The 14871-nt window shown below is 42.9% G+C and carries 12 protein-coding genes, 1 other RNA gene and 1 other annotated feature; of the genes, 3 read left to right on the forward strand and 10 right to left on the reverse strand.

Features of this window, described 5'->3' with window-relative positions; genetic code table 11:
- The first annotated feature begins 123 nt into the window (after window positions 1-123).
- Window positions 124-1395, forward strand: a complete 1272-nt coding sequence (locus ACZ43M_RS20685) for a replication-associated recombination protein A (RefSeq protein ID WP_464504394.1) — start codon at window positions 124-126, stop codon at window positions 1393-1395.
- A 106-nt stretch (window positions 1396-1501) separates the two neighbouring features.
- On the opposite strand, the gene ACZ43M_RS20690 is transcribed toward ACZ43M_RS20685, so the two are convergent.
- The 3 genes from ACZ43M_RS20690 to ACZ43M_RS20700 form a co-directional block, all read right to left on the reverse strand.
- On the reverse strand, window positions 1502-2113 hold the full coding sequence (locus tag ACZ43M_RS20690; protein ID WP_464504395.1) for a superoxide dismutase: 612 nt from the start codon (window positions 2111-2113) through the stop codon (window positions 1502-1504).
- 130 nt (window positions 2114-2243) lie between these two features.
- The gene (locus ACZ43M_RS20695; protein ID WP_464504396.1) at window positions 2244-3083 is read right to left on the reverse strand and encodes a 2OG-Fe(II) oxygenase; all 840 of its coding nucleotides are present in this window, start codon (window positions 3081-3083) and stop codon (window positions 2244-2246) included.
- A 45-nt stretch (window positions 3084-3128) separates the two neighbouring features.
- Window positions 3129-3425, reverse strand: coding sequence for a HesB/YadR/YfhF family protein (locus ACZ43M_RS20700; RefSeq protein ID WP_464504397.1), 297 nt, complete (start codon window positions 3423-3425; stop codon window positions 3129-3131).
- Between the two features lie 192 nt (window positions 3426-3617).
- Here ACZ43M_RS20700 and ACZ43M_RS20705 point away from each other — a divergent pair, with 192 nt between their 5' ends.
- On the forward strand, window positions 3618-4244 hold the full coding sequence (locus ACZ43M_RS20705) for a helix-turn-helix transcriptional regulator (protein ID WP_464504399.1): 627 nt from the start codon (window positions 3618-3620) through the stop codon (window positions 4242-4244).
- A 42-nt stretch (window positions 4245-4286) separates the two neighbouring features.
- Here ACZ43M_RS20705 and ACZ43M_RS20710 read toward each other — a convergent pair whose 3' ends face one another.
- The 5 genes from ACZ43M_RS20710 to ACZ43M_RS20730 form a co-directional block, all read right to left on the reverse strand.
- Complete coding sequence (locus ACZ43M_RS20710; protein ID WP_464504400.1) at window positions 4287-5054, reverse strand: tRNA threonylcarbamoyladenosine dehydratase; 768 nt, start codon at window positions 5052-5054, stop codon at window positions 4287-4289.
- A gap of 1070 nt (window positions 5055-6124) precedes the next feature.
- Window positions 6125-6321, reverse strand: a non-coding RNA gene (ssrS, locus tag ACZ43M_RS20715) — 6S RNA.
- Window positions 6322-6465: 144 nt separating this feature from the next.
- Window positions 6466-8232: an aspartate--tRNA ligase gene (gene aspS / locus ACZ43M_RS20720; RefSeq protein ID WP_464504401.1), complete on the reverse strand. Its 1767-nt coding sequence runs from the start codon at window positions 8230-8232 to the stop codon at window positions 6466-6468.
- 4 nt (window positions 8233-8236) lie between these two features.
- The gene (gene hisS / locus ACZ43M_RS20725; protein ID WP_464504402.1) at window positions 8237-9511 is read right to left on the reverse strand and encodes a histidine--tRNA ligase; all 1275 of its coding nucleotides are present in this window, start codon (window positions 9509-9511) and stop codon (window positions 8237-8239) included.
- An 83-nt stretch (window positions 9512-9594) separates the two neighbouring features.
- Window positions 9595-9847, reverse strand: a binding site (T-box leader).
- A gap of 56 nt (window positions 9848-9903) precedes the next feature.
- The gene (locus ACZ43M_RS20730; RefSeq protein WP_464504404.1) at window positions 9904-10080 is read right to left on the reverse strand and encodes a hypothetical protein; all 177 of its coding nucleotides are present in this window, start codon (window positions 10078-10080) and stop codon (window positions 9904-9906) included.
- Window positions 10081-10232: 152 nt separating this feature from the next.
- Here ACZ43M_RS20730 and ACZ43M_RS20735 point away from each other — a divergent pair, with 152 nt between their 5' ends.
- Window positions 10233-11999, forward strand: a complete 1767-nt coding sequence (locus ACZ43M_RS20735; protein WP_464504405.1) for an SH3 domain-containing protein — start codon at window positions 10233-10235, stop codon at window positions 11997-11999.
- 43 nt (window positions 12000-12042) lie between these two features.
- Here ACZ43M_RS20735 and dtd read toward each other — a convergent pair whose 3' ends face one another.
- Window positions 12043-12486, reverse strand: a complete 444-nt coding sequence (gene dtd, locus ACZ43M_RS20740; protein WP_464504406.1) for a D-aminoacyl-tRNA deacylase — start codon at window positions 12484-12486, stop codon at window positions 12043-12045.
- Window positions 12487-12498: 12 nt separating this feature from the next.
- Window positions 12499-14694: a RelA/SpoT family protein gene (locus ACZ43M_RS20745; RefSeq protein WP_464504408.1), complete on the reverse strand. Its 2196-nt coding sequence runs from the start codon at window positions 14692-14694 to the stop codon at window positions 12499-12501.
- Window positions 14695-14871: the final 177 nt, after the last annotated feature.

The following is a 14871-nucleotide window of genomic DNA, read 5'->3' on the forward strand; positions in this document are numbered from 1 at the left end:
TTTGTAAAATAATCTCAGTAAATTGATAGGCATTAGAATTATATCATATTCTTCTTTAATATGCTTTTTCGAGGAAAAATGATAAGATTAGAGCGAATATGTACAGTAGTTGGGGAGATGTATATGCAGTTAAAACCTCTCGCATTTCGGATGCGGCCGCGCACGCTTGAAGAAATTGCCGGCCAACAGCATCTAGTTGGTGATGGAAAAATTATTGCCAGAATGGTAAAAGCAAAACAGCTGACCTCAATGATTCTTTATGGACCGCCTGGCATCGGTAAAACTTCCATTGCCAGCGCGATTGCCGGAAGCACAAAATACGCGTTTCGCACATTGAACGCCGTGACAAATAATAAAAAAGATATGGAAATCGTCGCTGCCGAAGCTAAAATGTCCGGGAAAGTCATTCTGCTCCTTGACGAGGTACATCGGCTCGATAAAGCAAAGCAGGATTTCCTGCTGCCTTATTTGGAGAATGGCATGATTGTCTTGATTGGGGCAACGACCAGTAACCCTTATCATGCAATTAATCCGGCGATCCGCAGCCGCTGCCAAATTTTCGAATTGAAGCCATTGACACCTGATGAAATTAAGCAGACATTGACTCGAGCCTTAACAGATAAGGAAAACGGCTTGGGAGATTACCAGGTTGATGTATCTCAACAGGCTCTGTTACATTTTGCCCAAGGTTCAGGTGGAGATGTGAGAAGTTCATTGAACGCTTTGGAATTGGCGGTCCTTTCCACTGACCCGGATGAGGATGGAGTTATCCATATCGATGTTCACACCGCTGAAGAATGCCTGCAAAAGAAAAGTATCGCCGCGGATAAAGACGGTGATGCCCATTATGATGTTCTTTCGGGATTTCAAAAATCAATTCGCGGCAGCGATGTGAATGCGGCCCTGCATTACTTAGGCAGATTGATCGAAGCCGGCGATTTAGTAAGCATTGCCCGCCGCTTGAGTGTCATTGCCTATGAAGATATCGGCCTTGCCAACCCCCAAGCCGGGGCACGGACGTTGGCGGCAATTGAAACGGCGGAACGACTCGGTTTTCCCGAGGCGAGAATCCCACTTGCCAATGCAGTGATTGAGTTATGTTTATCGCCAAAATCAAACTCGGCGATTATGGCCATCGATGCTGCCCTTGCCGATATTCAAAAAGGGATTACCGGCGATGTGCCTGACCATTTAAAGGATGCCCATTACAAAGGAGCAAAAGACCTTGGCAGAGGCATCGGTTACAAGTACCCGCATGATTACGAAACTGGCTGGGTGCCGCAGCAATATCTTCCCGACCGGATTAAGCACAAACAATACTACGAGCCAAAAAGGACCGGAAAATTCGAACAGGCCCTTGCAAGTGTATATGAAAAGCTTACCCGAAAAAATTAACCACAAAAAAACCCTCAAGAGCAGCGATGCCGCAATGAGGGTTTTTTGTTATAAATTCAACTTACGCCTCTATCTTCGTCCTAAGGACTTTCGGCGAGTTTTTCATTTATTTAGCTTGATTATAAAGTTTGTTAACTTCATCCCAGTTAATCAAGTTGAAGAAAGCACCAATGTAATCCGGGCGTTTGTTTTGATATTTTAGGTAGTAAGCATGCTCCCAAACATCAAGGCCAAGTACTGGCTTCTTGCCCTCCATCAGCGGGCTATCCTGGTTTGGTGTGCTGGTAATGGCAAGCTGGCCATTATCAACTACAAGCCAAGCCCAGCCTGAACCAAAACGGCCTGTTGCTGCTTTTGTAAACTCTTCTTTAAATTGATCGTAGCTTCCGAAAGCTTGGTTAATACCTTCGGCAATTTCACCTGTTGGTGCTCCGCCAGCATTTGGAGCTAAGATAGTCCAGAATAGGCTGTGGTTTGCATGGCCGCCGCCATTGTTGCGGACTGCAGTACGGATATTTTCAGGAACTGCATCAAGGTTGGCGATTAGTTCTTCAACGCTCTTGCTTGATAAATCGTCTAGACCTTCGAGAGCAGCGTTTAAATTGTTAACATATGTAGCATGGTGACGGTCGTGGTGGATATTCATTGTTTGCTCATCAAAATGTGGCTCAAGTGCATTTGCCTCATATGGTAAAGCTGGAAGTTGATATTTTGCCATTTTTATTTCCCCCTGTTTGAATTAATTGATTACTTTAATTATTATAGTGTAGGTTAATTAACTTTTTCAACTAATAAGTTTCAAAAATAGTATTTTAACAAAAACAATAATAAACATGATTCAAAACATTTTAGTAGATATTCCACTGTCTAATCCACTTCGTGGCTACCCATTTCTCCCCTGTTGCCACCGGTATAGAAGTATGCAAGGATAACCTGTCCACTTGCCCTTTGCTATTACAATAGTGAAAATAAACGGCGGAGCCTTTTTTGGGAACAATTGATACACCCGCCTTCGGAAACACCGTTTCTCCACCCGCAGGTACATCGTTTAAATAGATTAGGACGGTACCGATCCGCTGCCCGCCCTGTTCAGGCTTTACTTGGCTTGTAGGAAAATAATCAAAATGAGACTTGTACTCTTCGCCAACCTTATAGTTTAATACTTGGAGTCCTTCCCCAGTTTCAACCGGATAATTCGTTAGTTCGGCGATTCTTTGTTCAATTTTGGATACCAGTGCGTTTTCGCCTAAACTAAAATACATCCCTTTGCTTGTCCTGCCAGGTGCTGCTTTTACTTCCCCTGAATCGGCATCAATGACATGTGATGGCTGTAACCTGTCTACAGAGTGATGAATCAGTTCATCGCATTCCTCCATGCTTAGGACATTGTCTAAATGAAGGATAAATGGATGCTCCACTCTTGAAAGTATCTTAATATCACGGTCACTGGTATAGAGTGTATTTCCCTTTTTTCCGATTTCAGGCACTTCATGCAGGTATGGGGACTGCTTGTCTTTCGTTTCAATGGACTGATTTCCAGTAATTCGTAAGAGAGTCCTTAATGCAAATGCTTCATCAAAGCCTTTTTTTATCATGGCATTGGCGACTGCTTCTGCTGCAGTCCCGCTGTTCAAGGTTTTTAGAATCCAATCCTTAAATTCAGCGGATATGTGCTTAATTTTTTCCATACCCGATTACTCCTTTAGTGTAGGACACTGCCACATATTGACCACTTATGGTTTTACATACTTGTATTCCAATTCATCCTCTTTATCATCATAGTCAACATGCAGGTCATGGCCGTCAAAATACCATAAATCATCATTTTCAACATAAAATAAAATTCCATCCAACTCAGTACTGATAGCTGCCTTTACCGGTTTTTCCACCGTAAAAGCCAAACTGTACCCTTTCTGTACCGGGCTATTTCCATATATTTGCGTGTAAAACCGCAATGTATCACCACTCTTGAGCCCGATATCTTCCTTAAACCATTTTAATGCCTGTTTACTAATTACAATTTCCATCATTTTGTTCCCCCTGTGCGTTATATTATACTAAAATGGTAATTGAAAAATAAAATAATAAACTCGATATTCCATTTTAAGGTTTGTAAAATCAAAAAGTAGTATACCAATGAAAAAAATATGATAAAATGGACTCTATATATTTGGCTTCTTTTTATACCTTTTGGTTTAGAAATTTTAGGCAGGTGACGAGCAGTGGGAATTAGAGTCTCAACAAAAGATAAAATCCTGGAATTATTAAAAAAAGAGACAAACCTAACCGTAAGTGAACTGTCTAAATGTTTGGGAATCACGGAAATGGCGGTCAGAAAACATTTAACCGTATTGGAACGAGATTCACTCCTTACGATTACCGAAGTCCGTCAGCCCATGGGAAGACCGCTTCAAGTTTTTTCCTTATCCTCACAGGCGGATGATCTATTTCCGAACAGTTACGAGACATTGGCGATTGAATTTCTTCAAGACCTAAAGGACCTGCATGGAGAAGAAATAATCGATACTCTATTGGAGAAACGAAGCGAACGACAGAAAAATAATTATCTGCCCCAAATGCAGAACAAGAATTTCGGGGAAAAAGTTCACCAACTGAAAGAAATCCAACTTAAAAAGGGCTATATGGCAGAGCTCAATAAACTCAACGACGATACGTATGAATTAATAGAATATAATTGTCCGATTTTCACCGTGGCGAAACAGTATAAAAAAGCCTGCACCTGTGAAACGAATATGTTTAAAAACGTATTGGGCACACAGCATGTTAAAAGGGTTACTTGTAAAACTGACGACGAAGATCATTGCCGATTTTTAATAAAAGCTCAATAATAAATAACAAATCCCCGGCAGCTCATTTCCGGGGATTTGTTTTTATTTTTCATCACTTACACGGGTGATTTTAATATCCTTTAGTAATTCTCTGACAACATAGCTTGCCATAATTAATCCGCAGGCGGATGGAACGAATGCATTCGAGGCCGGCGGCATTTGGGCCTTGCGAATCTCCGCTTTATCATTTCCAACAACTTGTCTGACATCCTCACGAATGACAATCGGACTTTCATCGGAAAAGACAACAGGTATCCCTTTGTGAATTCGCTCTTTGCGCAGCTTTGTGCGGATGACCTTTGCTATCGGGTCTGTATGTGTTTTGGAAATATCCGCAATTTTGAAGCGGGTTGGATCCATTTTGTTGGCAGCACCCATACTCGAAATAATCGGAATCTTTCGCTTTAAACATTCCTTCATCAAATGAATTTTATATACAATCGTATCGGAAGCGTCAACAACAAAGTCCAGATTATGGCTGAAAATTTCTTCATAGGTTTCTTCTGTATAAAACATTTTTAACGCGATAACTTCACAATCCGGGTTAATATCTTTAATCCGCTCTTTCATCAAATCAGCCTTTGGCAGTCCGACTGTCGAGAGCAGGGCGATTAACTGACGGTTAATATTGGTGATATCGACATCGTCTTTATCGATCAAAATCAACTTGCCGACACCCGAGCGGGCAAGCGCTTCTGCCGCAAAGGAACCGACACCGCCAATGCCTAGCACTGCAACCGTGCTGTTCTTCATAATATTTAGTCCTTCTTGACCTATCGCAAGCTCATTACGAGAAAATTGATGCAGCATGATGTTCACTCCAAAATAAATTGAATTTATTTTAATACTTTTCACCCTAAAGAATATATCATACTTATCATTACAAATAAAAACAAGTATCTTGATGGGAATTGTATAAATAAAATAAAAGTGTAAAATAAAAAAAACCTACTGCCATTCATATAAAGGGTTCACTTTAGAGGTGCATGACCTTGTTTTGGCATAGCAAATGCCAGAGAATTTGACAACAAAATAACATAGAAAAGAGTGCTTTTTTGAATCAAAATGGCACTCTTTTTTAGGATGTTTTAGCAAGCTTTGGTGTTTTGAAGTAGTGAATTGGGCACGTTTTTTTCCAAGATTTCTTCATTTCGGTAGCCAAGACCCCTTTTTGGCACCCGAGCTCACTGGATTTTCACTATTTCCGTAGCTAAGACCCTCTATTGGCGACCGAACTCACTGGGTGTTCATTATTTCGGTAGCCAAGACCCTCTTTTGGCGACCGAACTCACTGGGTGTTCATTATTTCGGTAGCCAAGACCCTCTTTTGGCGACCGAGCTCACTGGAGTTTCACCATTTCGGTCGCCAACACCCTCTATTGGCGACCGAACTCACTGGATTTTCACTATTTCGGTAGCCAAGACCCTCTATTGGCGACCGAACTCACTGGGTGTTCATTATTTCGGTAGCTAAGACCCTCTATTGGCGACCGAGCTCAATGGGTATTCACTATTTCGGTAGCCAAGACCCTCTATTGGCGACCGAGCTCAATGGGTATTCACTATCTCGGTAGCCAAGACCCTCTATTGGCGACCGAACTCACTGGGTGTTCATTATTTCGGTAGCCAAGACCCTCTATTGGCGACCGAACTCACTGGGTGTTCATTATTTCGGTAGCTAAGACCCTCTATTGGCGACCGAACTCACTGGGTATTCACCATTTCGGTAGCCAAAGACTCCCCAACTGGCACCGGTTTTGGCATTAAAAATGGCATACGTCAATTCGTATGCCATTTCGTGTGTCAATTTGTCTTCGTGCACCCTTTAAGTGAACCCTTTACCATTCATAGCAGAAGGTTTATGTTTAGATAAAAAAGCGAAGAGTCCCGATGGTGCCGTCGCTTTTGATCCTTCGTTTTGATCCCGCACTCAGCAGGTGGGTGTCCTGTTTCCGGCTTTGTAAGTCCCCTTACTCGTCAGTGAGTGGGGCATTTACGCGGTCGGAAAACGCTAGACTCCCGAATAAATAATGTTCGGTCAAAACTTCAGGTAACACAACGTACATTTCAGGACTCTTCTTTAATTGAGTTAATCATAGCATATTTCCTAGCAGCCTTCAAGGTCAGCACAGGGAGAATTCCTATTATTTATTATCCCTTAACGCATAAATTCAACTACGCCTCTGTCTTCGTCCTAACGGACTCGCCAATCGGCGAGTTTTCATTTAACATTTAATGACAAATGCAAATCACTTAATTGGGCTGGAGCCACTTCGCTTGGCGCATCCATTAACAGGTCGCTGGCACTAGCTGTTTTAGGAAAAGCAATTGTGTCGCGCAGGTTGGAACTTCCGGCAAGCAGCATCACCAAACGGTCAAGTCCAAGAGCGATTCCGCCATGTGGAGGTGTTCCATATTCAAATGCGTTTAACAAGAAGCCGAATTGATCCCTCGCTTCTTCTGGTGTAAACCCAAGTACACTAAACATTTTTTCCTGAATGTGGCGCTCGAAAATTCTTAACGAACCGCCGCCAAGCTCATAGCCGTTCAACACAAGGTCATAGGCCTGCGCACGGACTTTGGAAGGATCAGAATCCAAGAATTCCAAGTCTTCACGGAACGGCATCGTAAATGGATGATGGGCGGCATAATAGCGGCCTTCCTCCTCATCGTATTCCAATAGCGGCCAGTCAGTAACCCAAAGGAAGTTGAACTTGCTTTGGTCGATTAAACCCAATTCTTTGCCAAGCTTTAATCTTAAAGCACCTAAAGCATCCGCGACAACATTCTTTTTATCGGCAACGAACAACAGTAAATCCCCTGCTTCAGCTTCTAGTGTAGCAGTAAGTGCTGATGCATCTTCACCAGCGAAGAATTTGGCAATCGGTCCCTTTAATCCTTCAGCATCAACTTTCAGCCATGCTAAGCCTTTCGCACCATAAACAGCCACGAACTCTGTTAAGGCATCGATATCCTTGCGGGAATATTTTTCTGCGGCACCCTTCACGTTGATGGCTTTGACTTGACCGCCACCGTCAACTGCTGAAGAGAATACTTTAAAACCGGAATCCTTGACGATTTCAGATAAATCCACAAGTTCAAGTCCAAAGCGGGTATCCGGCTTGTCAGAACCGAAACGGGTCATCGCTTCATCGTAGGTCATCCGCGGGAATGGTACTGTAACATTGATACCTTTCACTTCTTTCATGAGCCCTGACATCATCTCCTCCATCATTTCAATGATGTCATCCTGGCTTAGAAAGCTTGTTTCAATATCGATTTGTGTAAATTCTGGCTGGCGGTCAGCACGCAAGTCCTCGTCGCGGAAACAGCGCGCAATTTGGTAGTAGCGTTCGACACCCCCAACCATCAGCAATTGCTTAAACAGCTGTGGTGATTGTGGCAGTGCATAAAATTCCCCAGGGTGCACACGACTTGGGACCAAGTAATCACGAGCCCCTTCAGGTGTGCTTTTTGTTAAAATCGGTGTCTCAATATCTAAAAAGCCTTTAGTATCTAAGAAGTCTCTGATTTTCTTAGTGACCTTATGACGCATTTTTAATGTTTCAAATATGACCGGACGGCGGAAGTCCAAATACCGGTATTTTAAGCGAACATCCTCAGAGGCATCACTTTTATCCGAAATCGTAAACGGCGGTGTTTTCGCCTCGTTAATGATGGTCACTACTTCAGCCTGGACTTCAATTTTTCCTGTCTTCAGGTTTTCATTCACGGTTCCCGGTTCACGGGCCACAACCGTTCCGACAACATCAAGCACAAATTCATTGCGGATTTTTTCAGCTGTCGCCAATGCTTCCTTTGACACATCAGGATTGAAGACAACTTGAACAATACCGGAACGGTCGCGCAAATCGATAAAAATTAATCCTCCCAGGTCACGGCGTTTCTGGACCCAGCCCTTTAATGTAACCTTTTCCCCTACTGCTGTTTCAGGTACTTCCCCGCAAAAATACGATCTCCCAAACATCTGCTTACTCCTCCTTTAATCCTTGCAAATATTGCACAACAGAATCAAGGTCCACCTCTTCTTGTTCCCCTGAAGCCATATTTTTCACATTGATTTTATTATTTTTTAGTTCATCGTCACCGAGAATAGCTACATATTTAGCATTTAAGCGGTCAGCCGCTTTAAACTGAGCTTTAAATTTTCGATTCAAGTAATCTCTTTCTGCGGAGAAACCGGCAAGTCTAAGCTTTTGCAATAGTCCGACAGTGTAATCCTTTGCCTCGTCTCCAAGCGCGGCTAAGTAGACATCGATGCCTTCCTTAACCTCCATATCGACACCTTCTGCTTTAAGGGCAGCGATTAGACGTTCAATACTTAACGCGAACCCAATTCCCGGAGTTTCCGGTCCGCCAATTTCCTCTGCCAAGCCGTTATAGCGGCCGCCGCCGCACAGAGTCGTAATCGCTCCGAAGCCTTCGGCGTTACTCATAATTTCAAATGAGGTGTGGTTATAATAATCCAAGCCGCGAACGAGATTAGAGTCAACCTCAAATGGAATATCAAGCTGAGATAAAAATGTTTTCACCTTTTCAAAATAGGCTTGAGACTCCTCATTCAAATAATCGAGAATAGAAGGAGCAGATTTCATCAACTTGTGATCGCGGTCCACTTTACAATCCAAAATTCTCAGTGGATTTTTTTCAAGACGATTTTGACAATCTTTACAAAACTCGCCGATATTCGGTTTGAAGTGACTTATTAAGGCTTCACGGTGAGCCCGCCGGCTTTCCTTATCTCCAAGGCTATTGATGATGAGCTTCAGCTTGGTTAAGCCTAATTCCTTGTACAGGTTCATCGCAAGGGAAATCACTTCTGCATCTATCGCCGGGTCATTGCTTCCGAGCGCCTCAATGCCAAATTGAACAAATTGGCGGAAGCGGCCTGCCTGCGGCCGTTCATACCGGAACATTGGTCCCATATAGTAGAGCTTTACTGGCTGATTGGCATAACCAAACATTTTCTTTTCTACAAACGACCGTACTGTCGAAGCGGTCCCCTCCGGCCTTAAGGTTAGGCTTCTGCCGCCGCGGTCCTCAAATGTATACATTTCCTTTTGAACGATATCTGTCGTATCACCGACGCCGCGTGAAAACAGGTCGGTATGCTCAAAAATCGGGGTCCGAATTTCTTTATATTGGTATTTCTCGCAAAGCTCACGCGCTTTAGCTTCAATTAGCTGCCATAGCTCCACTTCACCTGGCAGGATGTCTTGCGTTCCTCTGGGAATGCTAATTGACATTGTTTAGTCCTCCTCATCTATATTTTTTTATGTATGGTGGATTTTTTTAAAAAAATAAAAAAAACTCCCATCCCTTGTATAAAACAAGGGACGGAAGTTTGCTTCCGCGGTGCCACCCTAGTTGAAGAGCCTTAACGATCAACGCTCTTCCTCTCAAACAGTTAACGCCTGTCACGTTCTTCTCCTAGTAAAGGGATTCTTTTCCAACCCTTTTTCAGAGAGAAACCTACGGAGTGTTCTTTCATTAAGATTCATGCGGAAATGCTTTCAGCCCAGGGCAATTCCTCTCTTTTCATGGATTTCGCCTTAACTACTATGCTCCATCACTGGTTCAAAGATAATTTGATTATTTAATAATAATACGGAGCATCGCAAGCAATGTCAAGAAAGAATTATGATCTTTCCAGCCGTTTTTTCAACTTTCTGACATCACGCATTGATAATCCAAATTCGGAAGCAAGTTCAAACGAACCCGAATGCTGCTCTTTCTGGATAAAATCATGAAAATCTACTCCGAATAACCGGCCTTCCATTGACTGAACATTCATCGACTTGTCACTTGCTCTCATTTCAAATCCCCCCTGATGTGCTTATTATTTCCAACTAGGACCAAAAACTTTCATTTGTTCATCGAATTTTATAATTCCATGGCCAAAAATGGTAATTTAGGAATGATTTTCAGTGCCGTTTGCGTTAAAATGAAGGAAGAAGGGGGTTCACGATGACAAAAAAGTTTAGTTTACTGCTATTATCATTTATTCTCATACTCGGAGCCTTCCTGCCACAAGGAAAAATGCAGGCAGCAAGTAGTTCGATTATCATTTCCACTGATACCGTTAACGTTCGTTCCGGCCCCGGATTAAGCTATCCTTTAGCAAAAAAAGCAAAACGTGGTGAAAAATATCCCATCCTAAAAGAAAAGGGAGATTGGATTCAAATCCAGTTATCCCTTGGAAAATCAGGCTGGGTGGTAAATTGGCTGGTTACAAAAGACACGGAAAAAACCGTAAAGGCAGCCACCAGTTCAGAAAAGACAACGGCAGAAGCCAATACAGGTCAGTTACGGGTTCGCTCCGGTCCCGGGACAAGCTTTCAGGTTGTGGGGTCACTAAGCAAGGGGCAAAAAGTTACCATCCTAGACAGTAATGAAAATTGGTACCAAATTTCAGCCTCATTTGGTGAAGGCTGGGTTTCGAAGGCTTACATAAGCATTACAAATGTTAACCAAGAAAAAAGCACATCCTCTGCTGCTGCCTCTAAAACAGGTACCGCAGTGGTGAACGTTGATACTTTAAATATACGTAAGGAACCTACTACAACTGGTACGATCGTAGGCAAGTTGGCAAAAGGGACAAGCATCACAATCCTATCCAAAAAGGATACCTGGACAGAGGTCAGCTACCTAAAGGTGAAAGGCTGGGTCAGTACAAAGTATCTTGACAGTAAGACTGATAAAGGAAAGACAACCGCTAAGAACACAACAAGCAATGTAAAAGGTACCGTAACAGCTTCAAGCTTAAGTGTCCGTGCCAATCCAGCGGCAAATTCAAACGTAGTCAGTACGGTTTCCAAAGGGCAGCGTTTTTCCATACTCGAAGAGAATAATAATTGGATGAAAATAGAATATCAATCTGGTAATTATGGCTGGGTTGCAGGATGGTATCTGGACCAGACCACAACAGCCACAAAGCATCAATCAACGGAAAGGGCCGAAACAGGGGGCAGTGTTACCATCCTTCAAAATGGAACAAATATTAGGAAGGAGCCTACATCCCAATCGGAAGTGGTGCTGCGCGCCAAAGAAGGAGAAACATTTTCGGTAAACTCAGTGCAAAATGATTGGTATGAAATAAAATTAAAAGATGGCAGCATCGGGTATATTGCCGGATGGATTGTTTCTACAAATGGTTCTGCACCACAGATCGAGAAATCAGGTGCCGGAGGATATTTGAAAAACAAAAGTATTGTCCTTGACCCCGGTCACGGCGGCAGGGATAACGGCACAACCGGAGCAAGCGGCACATTAGAGAAAGAACTAACCTTAAGAACTGCGAGATTACTATATGATAAATTAAAAGCCGCCGGAGCCAATGTTTATATGACCCGCAATAGCGATACGTTTATTTCACTGCCATCAAGGGTAAGCATGGCGCATTCCAAAAATGCGGATGCTTTTATCAGCCTTCATTTCGACAGCAATGAAGACCGAAGTGCCAGAGGCATGACTGGCTATTACTATCATGTATATCAAAGAAAGCTGGCAGATACTCTTTATACAGCCGCTGCAGGAAAAACAAGACTAAATGGCCGCGGCATCGCAATCGGCGATTACCATGTGATTCGCGAGAACAACCAAAAAGCAGTTCTAATGGAGCTTGGTTTTGTTAGTAATCCTGAAGAGGAGATGACGGTAAGGACCAGCAGCTTCCAGGAAAACGCCGCCTCAGGGTTGTATGAAGGGCTGGCAAGATATTTCAAAGAAAGTTAAGAAATGAATAAAAGGCTTGGCACCAAATTGTGCCAAGCCTTTATTATACTTTACTCTCTACTATTAACGTCACTGGACCGTCGTTAATTAATTGGACATCCATCATCGCCCCGAAAACTCCGGTTTCCACATGAATTCCTTTTTCACGAAGCAGCTTATTAAATGCCTCATAAATTTGGATGGCATATTCCGGCCTTGCCGCACCAATGAAACTTGGCCGCCTGCCTTTACGGGTGTCCCCATACAGTGTAAATTGAGAAACGGACAGGATTTCACCGCCAACATCCAACAATGATAAGTTCATCTTTTCATCGGCATCCTCAAAGATTCGCAAGTTAGCAATTTTATCGGCAAGATAAGCGGCATCTTCTTCTTTATCATCATGGGTAACACCAACCAACAGGACAAGTCCTTTATTGATTTGGCCCTTTATTTCTCCTCCGACAGTAACAATTGCCTGTTTACTGCGTTGTACGACTACTCGCATCCTTAAAACTCCTTAGTTCATTATTCGGCGCACCGAATATATATCCGGAATCTGCTTAATTCGATCGACAACCTTTTGCAAATGGCTGACGTTATGAATGGCAATCGACATACTGATTGTTGCCATTTTATTTCGGTCTGTCTTACCGGATACTGCAGAAATATTGGTCTTGGTTTCATTTACAGCCTGCAGAACTTCGTTAAGCAGCCCGCGGCGGTCATATCCGCTGATTTCAATATCGACATTATATTCTTTGCGGTCATTTAATGCCGATTCCCATTCGACTTGAATCAATCTTGACTGGGCATCGTTAGAATCAATATTCGTACAGTCGGCACGGTGTACTGAAACTCCGCGGCCCTTCGTTATATATCCGACTATTTCATCTCCAGGAATCGGGTTGCAGCATCTCGACAGGCGGATTAATAGATTGTCAATCCCTTGAACCCTAACGCCGGATTCACGTTTCTTAGCCGACGGGAAGGCTTTTAAGTCGGTGATGGCATCGGTTATGCTGGCCGACTGCTCCTGGTCGCGTTTTTTGCGCCATTTTTCTGTAAGACGGTTGGCTACCTGCAGGGCAGTGACGCCGTTGTAACCCACAGCCGCATACATATCCTCCTCGCTGGAAAAATTAAATTTCTCAGCAACTTTTTTAAGGTTATCAGGCGTTAGTATTTCCTTTATATCAAACTCCATATTACGAATTTCTTTTTCGACCAATTCTTTGCCTTTTTCAACATTTTCCTCGCGTCGCTGTTTCTTGAAGAAGGCACGAATCTTGTTTTTCGCCTGTGATGTTTGAGCAAGCTTTAACCAATCCTGACTAGGCCCATAAGAGTGCTTGGAAGTCAAAATCTCGATAATATCGCCGGTTTTAAGTTTATAATCCAGCGTTACCATTTTGCCGTTCACCTTGGCCCCAATCGTCTTATTGCCGATTTCGGAGTGAATTCGGTACGCAAAATCAATCGGTACTGAACCGGATGGCAATTCAATGACATCCCCTTTTGGCGTAAACACAAACACCATATCGGAAAACAAATCGATTTTTAATGATTCCATAAACTCTTCCGCATTGGCGGTATCGTTTTGGAATTCAAGGATTTCCCTGAACCATGTCAGCTTTTGATCAAAGGTTGAACTGTCGTTGATTGCCTTTCCCTCTTTATACGCCCAGTGGGCGGCAATCCCGAATTCAGCAATCCGATGCATTTCACCGGTACGAATCTGTACCTCTAGCGGGTCGCCCTTTGGCCCGATGACTGTGGTATGCAGCGATTGATACATATTAGGCTTTGGCATAGCAATATAGTCTTTAAACCGTCCAGGCATCGGCTTCCAGCATGTGTGGATGATTCCTAATACCGCATAACAGTCTTTAATGCTATTGACAACAATCCGCACAGCAAGCAAATCATAGATTTCGCTGAATTGTTTGTTTTGCAGCGCCATTTTTCGATATATGCTATATATATGCTTTGGACGTCCGGAAATCTCGGCCTTGATGGAAACCTCGCCCATCCGTGCTTTTACTTCATCAATCACATCGTCAAGATACTGCTCGCGTTCTGCCCGCTTCTTTTTCATCAGATTGACAATTCGATAGTATTGCTGCGGATTAAGATATCTGAGCGCAGTGTCCTCCAACTCCCACTTAATCTTTGAAATCCCGAGGCGGTGAGCCAAGGGGGCAAAAATTTCAAGTGTTTCATTTGAAATCCGCCGCTGTTTCTCAAGTGGAAGATGCTTGAGTGTCCGCATATTATGCAATCGGTCGGCAAGCTTAATCAGAATAACGCGGATATCCTGGGCCATGGCCACAAACATTTTCCGGTGATTTTCAGCCTGTTGCTCTTCATGAGATTTATATTTAATTTTCCCCAGCTTTGTAACCCCGTCAACAAGCATTGCCACTTCGTCATCAAAAGCGGATTCGATATCCTTTAAGGTAATATTCGTATCCTCAACGACGTCGTGAAGAAAACCAGCGGCTACCGTTGCCGGATCCATTTCCAAGTCTGCAAGTATTCCTGCCACCTGGATTGGATGAATGATATAGGGCTCGCCGGATTTTCGATATTGATCGCGATGAGCATGTTTAGCAAATTCATACGCTTTCCTAACCATTTCAACATGCTCGGCATTCAAATATTTTCTTGTCTTGTCGATGACTTGGTCGGCTGTTAACACTTGATCATTCGCCATGAAATCACCTTTATTTTTTCAGCTCATATTTAATGAAAAATACGAGTCGGTATTTTATATATAAATTCATTCTATGAAAAATCGTTACTAAATTAGAATGATTGTTACTATTATCGAAAAAAATGGACGAGATGTAAAGAGAAATAGACACATTTCTGCAATAAATCATCAATATTG

It is taken from the genome of Neobacillus sp. B24 (assembly GCF_055381825.1).